Below are 12,987 nucleotides of genomic sequence, written 5' to 3' on the forward strand. Positions count from 1 at the left end.
AATGGCAAAGGCACCAATTCGTGCACGTAAACGTGTAAGAAAGCAAGTCTCTGACGGCGTGGCTCATATCCATGCTTCTTTCAACAACACCATCGTTACCATTACTGATCGTCAGGGTAACGCGCTGGGTTGGGCAACAGCCGGTGGTTCCGGTTTCCGTGGTTCGCGTAAATCCACTCCGTTTGCAGCTCAGGTTGCAGCAGAGCGTTGCGCTGACGCCGTTAAAGAATACGGCATCAAGAATCTGGAAGTTATGGTTAAAGGTCCGGGTCCAGGCCGCGAATCTACTATTCGTGCTCTGAACGCCGCTGGTTTCCGCATCACTAATATTACTGATGTGACTCCGATCCCTCATAACGGTTGTCGTCCGCCGAAGAAACGTCGCGTATAACGCTTCGTTTTCCAGGTTTGTTGGAGAAAGAAAATGGCAAGATATTTGGGTCCTAAGCTCAAGCTGAGCCGTCGTGAGGGCACCGACTTATTCCTTAAGTCTGGCGTTCGCGCGATCGATACCAAGTGTAAAATTGAACAAGCTCCTGGCCAGCACGGTGCGCGTAAACCGCGTCTGTCTGACTATGGTGTGCAGTTGCGTGAAAAGCAGAAAGTTCGTCGTATCTACGGCGTGCTGGAGCGTCAGTTCCGTAACTATTACAAAGAAGCAGCACGTCTGAAAGGCAACACCGGTGAAAACCTGTTGGCTCTGCTGGAAGGTCGTCTGGACAACGTAGTATACCGTATGGGCTTCGGCGCCACTCGTGCAGAAGCACGTCAGCTGGTTAGCCATAAAGCAATCATGGTAAACGGTCGTGTTGTTAACATCGCTTCTTATCAGGTTAAAGCGAATGACGTTGTTAGCATCCGTGAGAAAGCGAAAAAGCAATCTCGCGTTAAAGCCGCTCTGGAGCTGGCTGAACAGCGTGAAAAGCCAACCTGGCTGGAAGTTGATGCTGGCAAGATGGAAGGCACGTTCAAGCGTCAGCCTGAGCGTTCTGATCTGTCTGCGGACATTAACGAACACCTGATCGTCGAGCTTTACTCCAAGTAAAGCTTAGTACCAAAGAGAGGACACAATGCAGGGTTCTGTGACAGAGTTTCTAAAACCGCGCCTGGTAGATATCGAGCAAGTGAGTTCGACGCACGCCAAGGTGACCCTTGAGCCTTTAGAGCGTGGCTTTGGCCATACTCTGGGTAACGCACTGCGCCGTATTCTGCTCTCATCGATGCCGGGTTGCGCGGTGACCGAGGTTGAGATTGATGGTGTACTTCATGAGTACAGCACCAAAGAAGGCGTTCAGGAAGATATCCTTGAAATCCTGCTCAACCTGAAAGGGCTGGCGGTGAGAGTTCAGGGTAAAGATGAAGTTATTCTTACCTTGAATAAATCTGGCATTGGCCCTGTGACCGCAGCCGATATCACCCATGATGGGGATGTCGAAATCGTCAAGCCGCAGCACGTGATCTGCCACCTGACCGATGAGAACGCCGCTATTAGCATGCGTATCAAAGTTCAGCGCGGTCGCGGTTATGTGCCGGCTTCTGCCCGAATTCATTCGGAAGAAGATGAGCGCCCGATCGGCCGTCTGTTGGTCGACGCCTGCTACAGCCCTGTAGAGCGTATTGCCTACAATGTTGAAGCAGCGCGTGTAGAACAGCGTACCGACCTGGACAAGCTGGTCATCGAAATGGAAACCAACGGCACAATCGATCCTGAAGAGGCGATTCGTCGTGCGGCAACCATCCTGGCAGAACAACTGGAAGCTTTCGTTGATTTACGTGATGTACGTCAGCCGGAAGTGAAAGAAGAGAAACCAGAATTCGATCCGATCCTGCTGCGCCCTGTTGACGATCTGGAATTGACTGTCCGCTCTGCTAACTGCCTCAAGGCAGAAGCTATCCACTATATCGGTGATCTGGTACAGCGTACCGAGGTTGAGTTGCTGAAAACGCCGAACCTGGGTAAAAAATCTCTTACCGAGATTAAAGACGTGCTGGCTTCACGTGGTCTGTCTCTGGGCATGCGCCTGGAAAACTGGCCGCCGGCAAGCATTGCTGACGAGTAACCGGATCACAGGTTAAGGTTTTACTGAGAAGGATAAGGTCATGCGCCATCGTAAGAGTGGTCGTCAACTGAACCGCAACAGCAGCCATCGCCAGGCTATGTTCCGCAACATGGCAGGTTCTCTGGTTCGTCATGAAATCATCAAGACGACCCTGCCTAAAGCGAAAGAACTGCGTCGCGTAGTTGAGCCGCTGATTACTCTTGCCAAGACTGATAGCGTTGCTAATCGTCGTCTGGCATTCGCCCGTACTCGTGATAACGAGATCGTGGCAAAACTGTTTAACGAGCTGGGCCCGCGTTTCGCGAGCCGTACCGGTGGTTACACTCGCATTCTGAAGTGTGGCTTCCGTGCAGGCGACAACGCGCCGATGGCATACATCGAGCTGGTTGATCGTGCTGAGCCGAAAGCAGAAGCAGCTGCAGAGTAATTTGCAGTAAAGTAAAAAAACCCGCCTCGGCGGGTTTTTTTATATCCCCTCTTCCCCCATCCTATCTACAATAGCCGTATTGTTTTTGTTCAATTCAACGGAGTCGAATGATGTGGCTACTGGACCAATGGGCTGAACGTCATATCAGCGATGCCCAGCGTAAAGGCGAATTTGATAACCTTCCTGGTCAGGGTGAACCGCTGAGCCTAGATGATGATTCCGCCGTACCGGCAGAACTGCGTTCCGGCTACCGGCTGTTGAAGAATGCAGGCTGTTTACCTCCTGAGCTTGAACAACGTAAAGAGGCGATGGCGCTGGCCGACCTGCTGAAAGGCATTCGTCGGGAGGACGGGCGTTACCATGAGCTGAGCCGTAGGCTGGCGCTGATGGAGCTAAAGCTCCAGCAGGCGGGACTGAGCACCGAGTTTTTGCGCGGTGATTATGCCGATAAACTCATGCAAAAAATTAACGAGGAGTAGCAATGTACCGAATTGGCGAGCTGGCAAAACAGGCAGGTGTCACGCCTGACACCGTCCGTTATTATGAAAAGCAGCAGATGATGAGCCATGATGTACGCACCGAAGGCGGGTTCAGGCTCTATACTGCCGACGATCTTCAACGTCTGAAGTTCATTCGTTATGCGCGGCAGCTTGGTTTTACACTCGAATCGATCCGCGAATTGTTGTCGATCCGTGTGGATCCGGAACACCATACCTGCCAGGAATCTAAGAGCATTGTCCAGGCCAGACTCAGCGAAGTGGAGTTGCGTATTGAAGAGCTGCAGTCGATGCAGCACGCGCTCAAACAGCTGAATGATGCCTGCTGTGGAAGCGCGCACAGCAGTGAATTTTGCTCCATTCTCAGTATTCTTGAACAGGGCGCTGGGGCGTCGTGAAATCATTGTTGAATTTTTGAACCATGAGATCTACACTCGCCGCGTATCAATAACCCCAACTGGAGATATTTTATGAGCCGCTATCAGCATACGAAGGGGCAGATTAAAGATAATGCGCTTGAAGCGCTGTTGCATGACCCGCTGTTTCGTCAGCGCGTTGAGAAAAACAAAAAAGGGAAAGGGAGCTACTTACGTAAGGAAAAACACGGTAAACAATATGGTCGGGAGGCCAGTGGCAAACAAGCAATGTGCTTTTTTACCACTGGCTTTCTGCTTTCTGCGGCCTGATTAAGAACGGTTATTCTGTTCTTTCAGCAGATCGCGAATTTCGGACAGCAGCACTTCTTCTTTTGTTGGCGCCGGAGCGGCAGCCGGTTCTTCTTTCTTACGGTTAAGCTTGTTCATCAGCTTAATGGCCATAAAGATAGCGAAAGCGACAATAATAAAATCAAATACGTTCTGGATGAATACGCCGTAATGCATGACCACGGCAGGAATATCACCCTGTGCGTCACGCAGCGTCACTGCAAACTGTTTGAAATCAATCCCACCGATTAAAAGACCCAGCGGCGGCATGATGATGTCTGCAACGAGAGATGACACAATCTTGCCAAACGCCGCACCAATAATGACACCCACTGCCAAATCAACAACATTTCCCCGCATCGCGAATTCGCGAAACTCTTTAATAATGCTCATTTTATTCTCCCTTGTGCTAGCTGACGTTTATAAGTTTAACAAATGTTTATCTAATTTCCATTGGTGATAATAAATATGACGGCATTAATTAACCCTGAAATATGAGAGGGTTAATAAAAAGGCGCCCTTTTGAGCGCCTTTGGAAAATTAAAGGAAGAAGGGGCTGGGCTGGAACAATCGCTCTACGTCGGAAATATATTTTTTGTCGGTCAGGAACATAATGACGTGATCGCCTTGTTCAATGCGCAAATTATCATTGGCAATCATAACGTCATTCCCGCGGACCACTGCGCCGATAATCGTACCCGGCGGCAGTTTGATTTCGTCAATCACGCGCCCAACCACCCGCGATGTGCTTTCATCACCGTGAGCAACGGCTTCAATTGCCTCGGCAACGCCACGACGCAGTGACGAGACGCCAACAATATCCGCTTTGCGCACGTGGCTCAGCAGCGCAGAGATCGTGGCCTGCTGTGGCGAGATCGCAATATCGATAACGCTGCCCTGAACCAGATCGACATAGGCGCGGCGTTGGATCAACACCATCACTTTTTTGGCGCCCATCCGCTTGGCCAGCATTGCGGACATGATATTCGCTTCATCGTCGTTGGTGACGGCGATGAACAGATCAACTTGATCGATATGCTCTTCCGCCAGCAGCTCTTGATCCGATGCATCACCAAAGAAGACGATGGTATTTTGCAGCTTCTCTGCCAGTTCGGCCGCGCGCTGCTGATTACGTTCAATCAGCTTCACGCTGTAATCTTTTTCCAGACGGCGTGCCAGGCCGGCGCCGATATTGCCGCCGCCAACCAGCATGATGCGCTTATACGGTTTTTCCAGCCGCTGAAGCTCGCTCATGACCGCGCGAATATGCTGTGATGCGGCAATAAAGAACACTTCATCCCCGGCTTCCACAATAGTGGAACCTTGCGGACGAATAGGGCGATCATGACGGAAGATGGCCGCCACGCGGGTATCAATGTGAGGCATATGCTCGCGCATGGTCGACAGGGCATTACCCACCAGCGGGCCACCATAGTACGCCTTCACTACTGCCAGGCTGACCTTGCCTTCGGCGAAATTGACGACCTGCAGCGCACCCGGGTATTCGATCAGGCGGTAGATGTTGTCAATGACCAGCTGCTCAGGCGCGATGAGATGGTCGATCGGTACGGCGTCGCTCTGGAATAGCTTATCGGCGTCGCGCACATAGTCCGGTGAGCGGATTCGTGCGATACGGTTAGGCGTATTGAATAATGAGTAGGCGACCTGGCAGGCGACCATATTCGTTTCATCCGAACTGGTCACAGCAACCAGCATATCGGCATCGTCAGCACCCGCCTCGCGCAGCACGCGAGGATGTGAGGCATGGCCTTGCACAACGCGGAGGTCGAATTTGTCCTGCAGGCTGCGCAGGCGCTCGCCGTTGGTGTCAACGATGGTGATGTCGTTGTTTTCCCCGACCAGGTTTTCCGCCAGCGTGCCGCCGACTTGTCCGGCGCCCAGAATGATAATTTTCATCAGTTGCGACCCGTTATCTCATTACTTTTTGATTAGCTTAGCGTAGAAGAAGCCATCACCTTCTTCGGCACCGGGTAAATTCTGGCGGCCTGGCTGCTCGGGCGTGCCGGTCTCGCAGAGTACGGCATCCGGCGTACGGGCCAGGAATGCGGCAATTTGCTGTTGGTTTTCTTCCGGCAGAATGGAGCAGGTGGCGTACACCAGCGTACCGCCTGGTTTCAGATGCGCCCAGGTGGCATTGAGTATTTCGGCCTGTAGCTGGGCCAGCTCGGCGATGTCTCGATCCCGGCGCAGCCATTTAATATCAGGGTGGCGGCGAATGACGCCGGTCGCAGAACACGGCGCATCCAGCAGAATACGATCGAACTGCTGCTCGCCGCACCATTGCTCAGGATAACGACCATCGCCTTGTTTTACCGTCGCTTTCATTCCCAGGCGCTTCAGGTTGTCATAAACGCGTGAAAGCCGCTTTTCATCGACGTCCACCGCCATAACATCGGCCTGTGGTGCGACTTCCAGAATATGAGTTGTTTTACCGCCTGGCGCACAGCACAGATCGAGGATCTGTTCGCCGTTTTCCGGCAGCAGATAGTTTATACACCCTTGAGCGGACGCATCCTGTACGGTCACCCAGCCTTCGTCAAACCCCGGCAAGGCGTGCACGGGTGCTGGCGTTTCCAGACGCACGGCATCCGGATACTCTGGATGGGGGTAACCCGTCATGCCGGCTTCCGCGAGCAGGCCAAGCCAGGCGTCACGCGTATGATGGTTGCGGTTGACGCGCAACCACATTGGCGGGCGCTGATTATTGGCCTCGAGAATGGCTTCCCACTGCTGGGGATAGGCAGACTTAATACGCTTCACCAGCCAGGAAGGATGAAGGAAACGCAAATCGCTTTGCGCGAATTCGGCCAGTAGCTCTTCCTGGCGGCGCTGGAACTGACGCAGCACGCCGTTGATTAGCCCTTTCAACTGAGGACGCTTAATGACGACCGCACCCTCAACGGTTTCGGCCAGCGCGGCGTGTGGGGGAATACGGGTATGCAGCAGCTGGTAAAAACCAACCATGATCAGGTAGTGAACCGTGCGCTGTTTGCCCGTCATCGGGCGTTCCATCAGCTGTTGGATCATCCACTCAAGCTGCGAAAGCGTGCGCAGCACGCCGAAGCACAGTTCCTGCAGCAGCGCTTTATCTTTATCGGCCACTTTTTGCTGTAATGCCGGTAGCACGTTGCTTAGAGACTGCCCTTTTTCGACAACCTGTTCAACGGCCTGGGCCGCCATACTGCGTAAATTAAGATATTTTTTCATAACCGTAAAAATAAAAATGCCCGGAGACTCCGGGCTTTAAAAAGGTACGAACCGTCAGAGCAGACGGTTTCCGGGCTCGAACCACTCCCGGCGTGAATTCAGCAGATCCTGGGCGCTCATGGCTTTCTTACCTGCTGGCTGCAGCGAGAGAAGATTCAGGATGCCGTCACCTGTGGCGACCTGTATCCCCTGGCGGCTGGCTTCAAGAATGGTCCCTGGCTCGGCGTTTGCAGGCTTATCAATTACCGTTGCTTGCCAGATTTTGACCGGCTGTTCGTCAATGACGATATAGCTCATCGGCCATGGGTTAAAGGCGCGGATGCAGCGTTCTAGCTGAGCAGCGCCCAGCGTCCAGTCTACCCGGGCTTCTTCTTTGCTGAGCTTTTCGGCATAGCTCACCAGCGCTTCATCCTGAACTTCAGGCTTCGCCGTACCGGTGGCCAGCAGATGCAACGTATGCAGCAGACCCTGTGGGCCGAGTTCAGCCAGCTTGTCATACAGACTGGCACTAGTATCGTCAGCGGTAATCGGGCAGGAAAGCTTGTGCAGCATGTCGCCAGTGTCCAGACCTACGTCCATCTGCATGATGGTGACGCCTGTTTCGCTGTCACCGGCCCATAGCGAGCGCTGAATCGGCGCCGCGCCGCGCCAGCGCGGCAGCAGGGAACCGTGAACGTTGATGCAGCCGAGGCGTGGCATCGCCAGCACGGCTTTCGGCAGGATGAGCCCGTAGGCGACCACGACCATGACGTCGGCCTGCAGGTCAGCAACCAGCTTCTGGTTTTCTTCTGGGCGCAGGGAAACCGGCTGGAAGACGGGGATCCCTTTCTCTTCTGCCAGGACTTTGACCGGGCTCGGCATCAGCTTCTTGCCGCGACCGGCAGGGCGATCGGGCTGGGTAAACACGCCAACGACCTGATGCTCAGACGACAGCAGCGCGTCAAGATGACGCGCTGCAAAATCGGGCGTACCCGCGAAAATAATACGTAGGGAGTCTGACACGTTAATCCTTATCCTTAGGCACGCGCGTTCAGGCGATCCAGTTTTTCAACTTTCTGACGAATACGCTGCTGTTTTAACGGCGACAGATAATCGATAAACAGCTTACCGACCAGGTGGTCCATCTCGTGCTGAATACAGATAGCCAGCAGGCCATCGGCTTCCAGTTCAAACGGCTTACCGTCACGGCCGATAGCGCGAATTTTAACACGCTCGGCGCGCGGTACGAGTGCACGCTGCTCGGGAATAGACAGACAGCCTTCTTCAATACCTGTATCGCCGTCTTTTTCCAGCAGCTCCGGGTTGATCAGCACCAGCTGCTCGTCACGATTCTCAGAAACATCGATAACGATAATACGCTGATGAATATCGACCTGGGTCGCGGCCAGGCCAATACCTTCTTCGGCGTACATGGTTTCGAACATATCGTCGACAATACGCTGAATTTCGTCATTTACTTCTTTTACCGGGGCGGCGACTTTGCGAAGACGCTCGTCCGGGATATGTAATACTTGCAAAACTGCCATAAATATCCAGAGTTCTGTTCAGGAGTAGGAAACATTATTACCTCTATTCTAGACAAAACCCCCTCTAATTGACAGAGTCACTGACCAATCGCAAAGATTGCTCATGCCGCATGTGGCAAGGGGGAAAGGATGTCACCCGAGGAATTGGCCTTTCGTTTGTTGAAGGTAAATGATTTATACGGCGACGGTATGCTGCATGTGCTGTGCGCGCTGCGCCAGCAGGCCGCTATTACCCGCCAGACGCTTTGTTCGCTGGGCTTTACCGTGAAACAGGCTGAGCGCTTTTTCGCTTTTTCCTCAACTGAGATGGTTGAGGCCAACCGCTGGCTCGCAGAACCAGGCAACCATCTTCTCTATGCGGATTCGCCACGCTATCCAGAGGCGCTGCGATCGATTGCTGATTATCCGGCGGTGTTGTGCGTGCGCGGCAATTTGCCGCTGCTGTCGTCGCCGCAGCTTGCCGTTGTCGGCAGCCGGCAGCATTCACTCTATGGTGAACGTTGGGGGCGCTATCTTTGTGAAGCGTTGGTAAAACGCGGCATGACGATTACCAGCGGGCTGGCTCTGGGTATTGACGGCGTGGCTCATCGTGGTGCGCTGCGGGCGGGAGGCGGTACGATCGCCGTCCTTGGCAGCGGGCTGAACCATATTTATCCTCGTCGGCATCGTGCTCTGGCTGACGATATTGTTGCGTGCGGCGGCGCGCTGGTGTCTGAATTCCCTCTGGCGGCTACGCCTGCGCCGTACCATTTCCCACGACGAAATCGCATCATCAGCGGGCTAAGCCGTGGCGTGCTGGTTGTGGAGGCGGCGCTGCGCAGTGGTTCGTTAGTGACTGCACGCTGTGCGCTTGAGCAAGGCAGAGAGGTTTTCGCCATTCCAGGCCCGATCGGCCACCCGGGAATGGAAGGGCCACATTGGCTGATTAAACAGGGCGCCGTGATGGTGACGGAGCCTGAAGATGTTCTGGCATTTTTTCAGGGCCTAAACAAACAGTTGCCTGATTGTGCCGAAATGACAAATTATTGTGCAGATAAGGAATCCGTAGCATTGCCATTTCCTGAGCTCCTGGCTAACGTAGGAGATGAGGTAACACCTGTTGACGTCGTCGCTGAACGTGCCGGCCAACCTGTGCCAGTGACCGTGGCCCAGCTACTTGAACTGGAGTTAGCAGGATGGATCGCAGCTGTACCCGGCGGCTATGTCCGATTAAGGAGGGCAGGCCATGTTCGACGTACTAATGTATTTGTTTGAGACCTACATCCATAACGAAACAGACATGCGCGTAGATCAGGACAAACTGACTCGGGATCTCACCGATGCAGGGTTCGAACGTGAAGATATCTTCAACGCGCTGATATGGCTGGAAAAGCTCGCCGACTATCAGGAAGGCCTCGCTGAACCGATGCAACTTGCGTCCGATCCTCTCTCCGTGCGTATTTTTACTCAGGAAGAGAGTCAACGTCTGGATGCCAGCTGTCACGGGTTCCTGTTATTTCTCGAGCAGATTCAGGTGCTAAACCTCGAAACGCGGGAAATGGTTATTGAGCGCGTGATGGCTCTGGATACCGCAGAGTTTGAGCTGGAAGAGCTGAAATGGGTCATTTTAATGGTGCTATTCAATCTTCCAGGCTGTGAAAACGCGTATCAACAAATGGAAGAATTACTCTTCGAGACGAATGAAGGTATGCTGCATTAATTCATTATGCGGCATCAAGAGTTGTTATGGTCAAATCAGCACTGTTTTCGGTGCCTAAACACGAGCCCTGCCCACAGTGCGGGGCCGAACTGGTCATACGGTCCGGCAAGCATGGGCCGTTCCTGGGCTGCTCTCATTATCCGGAATGCGATTATGTCCGTCCCCTGAAAAGCCAGGCGGACGGACATATCGTGAAGATTCTGGAGGGGCAGCTGTGTCCCGCGTGTGGTGCCGTGCTGGTGCTGCGTCAAGGGCGTTTTGGTATGTTCATCGGATGTAGCCAGTATCCGGAATGTGAGCATACTGAAGTTATTGATAAGCCAGATGAAACGGCAATTTCCTGTCCGGCCTGTCAGCAAGGCAAGCTGGTGCAGCGTCGTTCCCGCTATGGCAAAACCTTTCATTCTTGCGATCGCTATCCGGAATGTCAGTTCGTCATTAACTTCACTCCGGTTGCGGGAGAGTGCCCTGAGTGCCACTACCCGCTGCTTATCGAAAAGAAAACGGCGCAGGGCGTAAAACGTTTTTGTGCCAGTAAACAATGTGGAAAGCCGGTTCCGGCGAAACAAATCAGTGAATAAAAACCTGCCCTCAGAGGCCGTACAGCGTGCGGTTGTTGCTCTGAATAATAAAGAAGTCATCGCTTATCCGACCGAAGCCGTGTTCGGCGTCGGCTGCGATCCTGATAGTGAAGAAGCGGTTATGCGTCTGCTGGCGCTGAAGCAGCGCCCGGTTGAAAAAGGATTAATCCTCATTGCCGCTAGCTTTGAACAGCTCCAACCGTATATTGACGACAGCCTGCTAACCGAAGCGCAGCGCGCAACGGTCTTCGCTCGCTGGCCGGGGCCGGTGACGTTTGTCTTCCCGGCGAAGCCAACGACGCCTGCCTGGCTGACCGGCCGCTTTAACTCTCTGGCCGTGCGTGTTACCGATCACCCTGTCGTGATTGCGCTCTGCAAGGCCTATGGTAAACCACTGGTGTCGACCAGTGCTAACCTGACGGGTCTGCCTCCGTGCCGCACTACGGCGGAAGTGCTCACGCAATTTGGCGATGACTTCCCCGTTGTTGATGCGCCAACCGGGGGGCGGATGAATCCGTCAGAAATTCTTGATGCCCTGACGGGTGAACGTTTTCGCCAGGGGTAACGTATGGAAAGCTACGTCGTTTTTGGTAACCCGATTGCACACAGCAAATCGCCGTTTATTCATCAGCAGTTTGCCGAACAGCTCAAGATTGCGCACCCGTATGGCCGCATGCTGGCGCCGTTAGATTGTTTTGTTCCGACGCTGGAAGCCTTTTTCCAGCAGGGCGGTAAAGGGGCGAACGTTACGGTTCCTTTTAAAGAAGAAGCATTCGCTCGTGCCGACGAGCTGACTGAGCGCGCCGCTCTGGCAGGCGCAGTCAATACGCTCAAGCGTCTCGATGATGGGCGTATTCTCGGTGATAACACCGACGGCATCGGCCTGTTGAGCGATCTGGAACGGCTTCATCTGATTAAACCGGGCTGTCGTGTTTTACTGATTGGTGCTGGTGGCGCGGCGCGCGGCGTGCTGTTGCCGCTGCTCTCGCTCGACTGCCATGTCACCATCACTAACCGTACATATGCGAGAGCGCAAACGCTCGCTGAACTGTTTCGTCATACCGGCAGCGTGAGCGCGCAGCCGATGTCTGAGCTAGCTGAGCATGCATTTGATCTGATCATTAATGCGACATCCAGCGGAATTTCAGGTGAGATACCATCAATTCCGGCGTCGTTGGTGGGCCCGCAGGTTTGCTGTTACGACATGTTTTATCAAAAGGGTAATACGGCCTTTCTGGCCTGGTGCATTCAGCATGGCGCAAAACGTTATGCAGATGGATTAGGGATGCTGGTGGGCCAGGCGGCGCATGCGGTTCTGCTGTGGCATGGCGTTTTACCAGATGTTGAACCGGTCATTGCATCTCTCAAACGTGAGCTGGGCGCATGAATCAGGCGATCCAGTTTCCTGACCGCGAAGAGTGGCGTGCTGACCTCCAGGCGGTTTGTTTTCCAGCGCTGGTGAATGGTATGCAGTTAATGTGTGCTTTAAGTGCGGAAACCATGGTTCGTCGCTTTGGCGGGGACGAACCTCGGCAGTGGCTGGCGCTGTTTAGCGAGAATCGCTGGGATCTGGAAGAAGAAGCCAGCGATCTTATTCGCGACCAACAGGAGGACGATCAGGGCTGGGTCTGGCTTTCCTGATCCAGATAGTCGTCTTTCCACTTCACATAGTTATTGGCCGAATAGCGCAATCCTTCCAGTTCGGCCTCTTTCAACGGTCGAATCTGTTTGACCGGGCTTCCCAGATAAAGATAACCGCTTTCCAGACGTTTATGCTGAGGCACCAGGCTACCAGCACCAATCATGACGTCGTCTTCAACGATTACGCCGTCCAGTAGAATAGAACCCATACCGACCAATACCCGATTACCAATGGTGCAGCCGTGCAGCATCACTTTATGACCGACGGTAACGTCTTCGCCGACGATCAGCGGATTGCCTACCGGGTTCTTTTCTGACTTATGCGTCACATGGAGCACGCTGCCGTCCTGAATATTGCTGCGCGCGCCGATCTGGATGTAGTTAACGTCGCCGCGTGCGACAACCAGTGGCCAGATGCTGACATCGTCGGCCAGGCGGACGTCACCTACGATCGCGCAGGTAGGATCAATCATCACGCGATCGCCGATGACGGGGAATAAATCTTTATAGCGGCGTAAAACGGCTGACATGTTTACCTCATTAAAACGGTGTCATGGTGGAATAGCTGTTCATTATCAGCTCAATTTGTCGGTTTCTCATCTCAAAAATTAAGCAAATTGAACA

Annotated in this window: 19 protein-coding genes; 13 read left to right on the forward strand and 6 right to left on the reverse strand. The window is 53.5% G+C overall.

Annotated elements, in window-relative coordinates:
• Position 1: 1 nt before the first annotated feature.
• The 7 genes from rpsK (at position 2) to H7R58_RS02405 (ending at position 3,670) form a co-directional block, all read left to right on the forward strand.
• Entirely contained in the window at positions 2-391 is a 390-nt protein-coding gene (rpsK, locus tag H7R58_RS02375) for a 30S ribosomal protein S11 (protein WP_001029684.1), read from the forward strand.
• Between the two features lie 33 nt (positions 392-424).
• A complete protein-coding gene (gene rpsD / locus H7R58_RS02380) occupies positions 425-1,045 on the forward strand; it encodes a 30S ribosomal protein S4 (protein ID WP_038158499.1) in 621 nt (206 codons plus the stop codon).
• 25 nt (positions 1,046-1,070) lie between these two features.
• Positions 1,071-2,060, forward strand: coding sequence for a DNA-directed RNA polymerase subunit alpha (locus tag H7R58_RS02385; RefSeq protein WP_002919219.1), 990 nt, complete (start codon positions 1,071-1,073; stop codon positions 2,058-2,060).
• 40 nt (positions 2,061-2,100) lie between these two features.
• Positions 2,101-2,487 carry a 50S ribosomal protein L17 gene (rplQ, locus tag H7R58_RS02390; protein WP_064541646.1) on the forward strand — a complete coding sequence of 129 codons (387 nt, stop codon included), beginning with the start codon at positions 2,101-2,103 and terminating at the stop codon, positions 2,485-2,487.
• Between the two features lie 110 nt (positions 2,488-2,597).
• Positions 2,598-2,966 carry a DnaJ family domain-containing protein gene (locus H7R58_RS02395; RefSeq protein ID WP_106930842.1) on the forward strand — a complete coding sequence of 123 codons (369 nt, stop codon included), beginning with the start codon at positions 2,598-2,600 and terminating at the stop codon, positions 2,964-2,966.
• A gap of 2 nt (positions 2,967-2,968) precedes the next feature.
• Positions 2,969-3,382 (forward strand): Zn(2+)-responsive transcriptional regulator, encoded by a 414-nt coding sequence (gene zntR, locus H7R58_RS02400; protein WP_106930844.1) that lies wholly within the window; start codon positions 2,969-2,971, stop codon positions 3,380-3,382.
• A 72-nt stretch (positions 3,383-3,454) separates the two neighbouring features.
• On the forward strand, positions 3,455-3,670 hold the full coding sequence (locus tag H7R58_RS02405) for an alternative ribosome-rescue factor A (RefSeq protein WP_106930846.1): 216 nt from the start codon (positions 3,455-3,457) through the stop codon (positions 3,668-3,670).
• Here the strand turns inward: H7R58_RS02405 and mscL are convergent, their stop codons facing one another.
• The 5 genes from mscL to def all read right to left on the reverse strand — a co-directional run bounded on the left by mscL (position 3,671) and on the right by def (position 8,442).
• A complete protein-coding gene (gene mscL, locus H7R58_RS02410; RefSeq protein WP_064541658.1) occupies positions 3,671-4,081 on the reverse strand; it encodes a large-conductance mechanosensitive channel protein MscL in 411 nt (136 codons plus the stop codon).
• Positions 4,082-4,228: 147 nt separating this feature from the next.
• Positions 4,229-5,605, reverse strand: coding sequence for a Trk system potassium transporter TrkA (gene trkA / locus H7R58_RS02415; RefSeq protein WP_106930850.1), 1,377 nt, complete (start codon positions 5,603-5,605; stop codon positions 4,229-4,231).
• A gap of 21 nt (positions 5,606-5,626) precedes the next feature.
• Positions 5,627-6,916, reverse strand: a complete 1,290-nt coding sequence (gene rsmB, locus H7R58_RS02420) for a 16S rRNA (cytosine(967)-C(5))-methyltransferase RsmB (protein ID WP_182929920.1) — start codon at positions 6,914-6,916, stop codon at positions 5,627-5,629.
• A gap of 54 nt (positions 6,917-6,970) precedes the next feature.
• Complete coding sequence (fmt, locus tag H7R58_RS02425; protein WP_106930854.1) at positions 6,971-7,918, reverse strand: methionyl-tRNA formyltransferase; 948 nt, start codon at positions 7,916-7,918, stop codon at positions 6,971-6,973.
• 14 nt (positions 7,919-7,932) lie between these two features.
• Entirely contained in the window at positions 7,933-8,442 is a 510-nt protein-coding gene (def, locus tag H7R58_RS02430) for a peptide deformylase (protein ID WP_106930856.1), read from the reverse strand.
• Positions 8,443-8,571: 129 nt separating this feature from the next.
• Here def and dprA point away from each other — a divergent pair, with 129 nt between their 5' ends.
• Genes dprA through H7R58_RS02460 form a run of 6 tightly spaced genes read left to right on the forward strand, consistent with a single transcriptional unit; the run spans position 8,572 to position 12,363 of the window.
• Positions 8,572-9,696, forward strand: a complete 1,125-nt coding sequence (dprA, locus tag H7R58_RS02435; RefSeq protein WP_182929921.1) for a DNA-protecting protein DprA — start codon at positions 8,572-8,574, stop codon at positions 9,694-9,696.
• On the forward strand, positions 9,668-10,141 hold the full coding sequence (gene smg / locus H7R58_RS02440; protein ID WP_182934583.1) for a DUF494 family protein Smg: 474 nt from the start codon (positions 9,668-9,670) through the stop codon (positions 10,139-10,141). Before dprA ends, smg begins: the two co-directional genes overlap by 29 nt.
• Positions 10,142-10,167: 26 nt before the next feature.
• Complete coding sequence (locus tag H7R58_RS02445; RefSeq protein ID WP_106930862.1) at positions 10,168-10,722, forward strand: DNA topoisomerase family protein; 555 nt, start codon at positions 10,168-10,170, stop codon at positions 10,720-10,722.
• Positions 10,715-11,287 carry an L-threonylcarbamoyladenylate synthase type 1 TsaC gene (tsaC, locus tag H7R58_RS02450; RefSeq protein ID WP_106930864.1) on the forward strand — a complete coding sequence of 191 codons (573 nt, stop codon included), beginning with the start codon at positions 10,715-10,717 and terminating at the stop codon, positions 11,285-11,287. The genes H7R58_RS02445 and tsaC overlap by 8 nt, the downstream gene beginning before the upstream one ends.
• 3 nt (positions 11,288-11,290) lie before the next feature.
• Positions 11,291-12,109 (forward strand): shikimate dehydrogenase, encoded by an 819-nt coding sequence (gene aroE, locus H7R58_RS02455; protein ID WP_106930866.1) that lies wholly within the window; start codon positions 11,291-11,293, stop codon positions 12,107-12,109.
• Positions 12,106-12,363: a DUF1488 family protein gene (locus tag H7R58_RS02460; RefSeq protein WP_106930868.1), complete on the forward strand. Its 258-nt coding sequence runs from the start codon at positions 12,106-12,108 to the stop codon at positions 12,361-12,363. Before aroE ends, H7R58_RS02460 begins: the two co-directional genes overlap by 4 nt.
• Here H7R58_RS02460 and H7R58_RS02465 read toward each other — a convergent pair.
• Complete coding sequence (locus tag H7R58_RS02465; protein ID WP_106930870.1) at positions 12,339-12,893, reverse strand: gamma carbonic anhydrase family protein; 555 nt, start codon at positions 12,891-12,893, stop codon at positions 12,339-12,341. The genes H7R58_RS02460 and H7R58_RS02465 overlap by 25 nt on opposite strands.
• Positions 12,894-12,987: the final 94 nt, after the last annotated feature.

Source organism: Klebsiella sp. WP4-W18-ESBL-05 (assembly GCF_014169075.1).
In the GTDB taxonomy this organism is placed as follows: domain Bacteria; phylum Pseudomonadota; class Gammaproteobacteria; order Enterobacterales; family Enterobacteriaceae; genus Kluyvera; species Kluyvera ascorbata_B.